This window comes from Roseovarius tibetensis, assembly GCF_050896375.1.
In the GTDB taxonomy this organism is placed as follows: Bacteria; Pseudomonadota; Alphaproteobacteria; order Rhodobacterales; family Rhodobacteraceae; genus Roseovarius; species Roseovarius tibetensis.
In genome coordinates, this window is sequence record NZ_JBPBBB010000095.1 from 1 (window position 1) to 3927 (window position 3927).

The window sequence follows — 3927 nt, forward strand, 5'->3', positions numbered from 1 at the left end:
CGCTGCTTGATCAAGCGCAAATCAAACCGCTCGGAGGACGTCGCCGGAGAATTTCCACCACTTTCGAGACACAACCCACTGCGCAAGTGTGAGCTTGTCGAAATCGGCATGCGCCCCGAACTCGAGGACCGCTCCGAGCATCTCGCAGGCCTTTGCGGTCTGATCGATCCTTTGGCGATCCACCCACGCCGATCCGCAGCCGTTATCAAACCGCATCTGGACATAGCGCTGCAATTCGGAGACGGACCGCCCCTCGGCGTGATGCGCCAGGGCCTCGAGCCGTTGATCGTCGGGGGCGACAAGGTTCATGTCCTGGAACTTTTCACGATAACCCGCTTGGGGCCGGCGCTGAAGCAGGGTTCCGTGTCGGGGGCAGGTCCGAACCGGATTGAATACCCAGGACAGTCGTCCGACTCGTTGCCCCGCGCTCGGACCCGTCGGGTCTCGATCCTCGAGCAGGCAGGCGGGGCAATATGTCGTCTGTGTACGGAGCGCGAAGAATGGCGAGAACGTCTCGTCGCCGTGGCGATAGCTGCGATCGCCCAAGCGCTGAAGGCCGCATGCCATGACGCGCGAGGTGGAAAAGCCGGTCAGGGTAGCAAGACGGGTCACGCAGGCCGGGTCGTGGTTGATCACGCTGTGCTGGCTGATCTCCATCATTTTCAGCCAGTCCTGGCAGGACATCGCGGCATGAAAGTCCGCAAGCCGGGCACTCCAGGAAAACAGGGTCTCATCCACCAGCGGGGGCAGGGGAGGTGTCATCCGCATGCGTCACACCCTCTCCAGTTTTTTGTGCTGGCGTTTCGTACGCGCCTCCTCATAGGCGTCAGCATCGCGGTCCAACGGTACCGACAGCCAGTCATTGACCTCGAAGATGTTGGCCGAGGGGGCGCAGCCTTCCTGCATAGCCCAGGCTTCCACGAAGTGCTCCATGGAAAGGTTTGGGGATCCGTCGAACAGGGCGCATTCCAAGGCGTTGAGGATGGTCTCGATCGCGCGCCCGAACCTGTGACGACTTGCCCTGATAAGCCGCGCGCAGAGATCGTCCGGCAGCGCCGTCCGCAGATCGACCTCTTCGCAATACGCTTCGATCAGGCCAAGTAGGTTTTCGTCATGCACCCCGTATTCAAGATCGGGCGGCGCGATCTTGGTAAAGCGCCGCGAGACCTGCAGATCGAAGCTCGTCATCTCCGCGAGGCGCTGTGTCCCACTCAAGATCGGGATGACGGCGTGCTCTCCCTGCATGAGCGACTTGATCATGCGCAGCGTATTCTCCGTGTCGTTGGCAGATTGCGCCATGACAAGGTCCTGCGCCTCGTCAAGCCAGAGCACCATGATGCCCAGGAGGCCAAGGCGATGACGGACCACACTCCATATCTTCCAGACGGTGGTACGTTCCGAGACCCCGCTCATCCCGGTCGCTTCGAGTATCGCAAGCCCGACGCTCTTGAGCGTCGCCGGATTGGGAACCTGGATTTCCAGATACCGTGGCTGGCGGGTCTCCGGGTTTTCCTGCAGAAACGGCGCGTCGGCGAGGACCTTGCGGATCGAGGTGGTCTTGCCGCCTCCGGCCGCCTCGACAAGCGCGATGCCCCGGGTCTCCTTTCCGCCGGCATAGCGCGTTGGCACCGGCGTGGTGTTGCCTTCCTTGTCGACCGCGAAGAGCCGGGTCAGTTGCTTTTCGAGCAAGGCGTCGCGCTCGTTGGGGACATGCATGGCGCGCAGGGTCTGGATACAATTTGCGGTTGTGAAAGCGGTGGTCATTTGTCTGCTCCATCTTGCTTGCGCGGCCGCCATGCCATTCTTGGCTTGGCGTGCGCGTTTCTGGTCTGCTCTTTGTGGCTATCGAGGGTCGGTATGTCCGGTCCGAGGTCGTCGTGAGGCGGCGTGGTGGTTTTTCCCGCCTTGCCGGATGTCGATTTTTGGCGCGCCTTGCGCGCGTCGCGCGGCGTGTCGGGGTCCGGCGCACGCGCAGGAATTTCCCGCCCGGGCTGCTCTCCGTCAGCATGAAGGGTCACGGCAGTGCCGATCACGAAAGAGGAATAGAGGTCCTTTTCGAGCTGCGCGATGCGCGTGTCGGACAGCGACGTGTCGACCACGTCAAACAGGACCGAGCCGTTCTGGACAAGATCCTCGATCTCATCGATCGCCCTGAACACCGTGTCCTGGTTCCATGTCTTCCGCGATGCAGACCTTGCCCGCAGAGCCTTGCGGGCCTTGATCCAGACTTGAAGGTTCACGCCTTTGAAGCGATCGTGCACGGCATCGAGCTCGATCCATTCGCCGCCGACGAACGCGTCGATGGCGCCGAGGTCGTCTGGATCCCAACGCAGATCGACCTGCCGTGAGTTGCTTTCCAGAAAATGCGGGGCCAGAGCGTGGCTGTGGTAGTGGATACCCATCACAACGACACCTTCGCGCGAGACCTTGCGGCGCGTCGCATTTCCGAAGGCGAGACGCTTCGACCGGGTGTCGGGCAGCGCGCGGAGGGGGTAGTTTCCATCCGCCATGTCGGCCTCCCACTGCTCGAGCGGGGTCCGTCCGCCCAGCCCTTCATGCGGAGAATTATGGTAGATATCGACGATCCAGCGAATGAGCACGAAGGCCACGCTCTCCGCGTCCAGGCAGGCACGGTCCCTGGCGTTGTAGTCGCCCCGCTCCTGCGGGTTGGAAAACGTGCGCCCCTTCAGCCGCGGCATGAGGTCCAGACCGGCCGTGCGGAAAACGCGTTCGATTGTCCCGCGCATGCCCGGCACGCCCGCGATGGTCCGCAGGACCGCAACCTGCAGATCAAGACAGGTATTCGTGAAGATCTCGGATTTGAAGGCTGCGCCATTATCGGCGACCAGCGTTTCGGGAACCACGGCTTGCGACCAGGGAGCGACGGCTCCGACGGCGTCGGATACGACGCTCTTGTCGCTCACGACCATGCGCAGACATTCGCGCGCGGCGCTGCTGGTCGGGTTGCGCGTGAGCTTTGCACCGAGCATGATCCGGGTGCGGCAATCGATGGCGGCGGTCAGCCACTAGCGCGACTTCGTTTTGTCAAGCCCGATCGCCTCCATGACCTCCGGACCAAGGACCTCGCGCAGGTTGGTCGAGTCGAGGATCGAGATGAAATCGATCTTCCATTCGTCGATCTCGACACGTTCCCCAGGCCGGGAGACATCCAGCCCTTTGCCAACGGGGCGCAATTTCTTCATCGCGTGGTTGTGTCCGAAACGCGCCACCATGACCTGGAACTTTCCAAGCCGCTCGATCGCTCCGCGCACGGCATCGCGGCCAGGGACCCTCAGCGGCGCGAGGCCCTGATCCGCGCGGCGCGCGTTCTCCGCCTGAAACCCGCGCTGAACATCCAAGACCGTGGCCGTGATCGATTTACGCTCGGGCGTGAGGTAGCTGCCCTGGATGATCTCCATCAGCAGTCCCTGGTCTTCGGGGCGGAATTGACTGGTCCGATTGCCGGACTTGTTTAGGCTGTCGACGAGGGCTTCCGCCCCGCCCTTTCGGAAAGCGGCGTAAAGCTTGCGCAGGTAGTCGGCCGAGTAAAGTTGGATGCCCTCTTTCTTCTGACCGTCGCGCGGCTTGGCCGCCTTGCCGGTGGCACTGCCTCCTGCCAGCATGTCGCGCTCGGTGGCATACTTTGCGAGATAAGGTTGAGCCCGCTCTTCGAGCTCATCCTCGCGCGCCGTTTCTATCTCGGCCGTGGTCGGCCGGATACGGCCTTCGGCGACCAAGTCGTCGAGCGCCTGGACCTGCGCATGTGTGACGCGAAAGCGCCTCTGTTGTGCCGGGGACAACATTGAGACCTGGAATCCGGTATCGATCGAGGCGGGCCTTGTCTTCAGGTTGAACCAGACCGGGTTTACCGGAGAGCCAAAAGCTCGGAAGTTAAGCCATGACCAAAGGAAACCCAGGGAACCGTTT

Annotated in this window: 3 protein-coding genes and 1 pseudogene; all 4 read right to left on the minus strand. The window is 62.3% G+C overall.

From position 1 onward, the window contains the following. Nucleotides 1-21 precede the first annotated feature (21 nt). Complete coding sequence (locus ACROSR_RS20325) at nucleotides 22-768, minus strand: TniQ family protein (protein WP_432687696.1); 747 nt, start codon at nucleotides 766-768, stop codon at nucleotides 22-24. 3 nt (nucleotides 769-771) lie between these two features. Continuing rightward, complete coding sequence (locus ACROSR_RS20330; protein WP_432687697.1) at nucleotides 772-1764, minus strand: TniB family NTP-binding protein; 993 nt, start codon at nucleotides 1762-1764, stop codon at nucleotides 772-774. Further along, the gene (locus tag ACROSR_RS20335) at nucleotides 1761-3023 is read right to left on the minus strand and encodes a transposase (RefSeq protein WP_490166898.1); all 1263 of its coding nucleotides are present in this window, start codon (nucleotides 3021-3023) and stop codon (nucleotides 1761-1763) included. The genes ACROSR_RS20330 and ACROSR_RS20335 overlap by 4 nt, the downstream gene beginning before the upstream one ends. 3 nt (nucleotides 3024-3026) lie before the next feature. Next, nucleotides 3027-3927 (minus strand): annotated as a pseudogene (locus tag ACROSR_RS20340) (hypothetical protein); the annotation flags it as partial.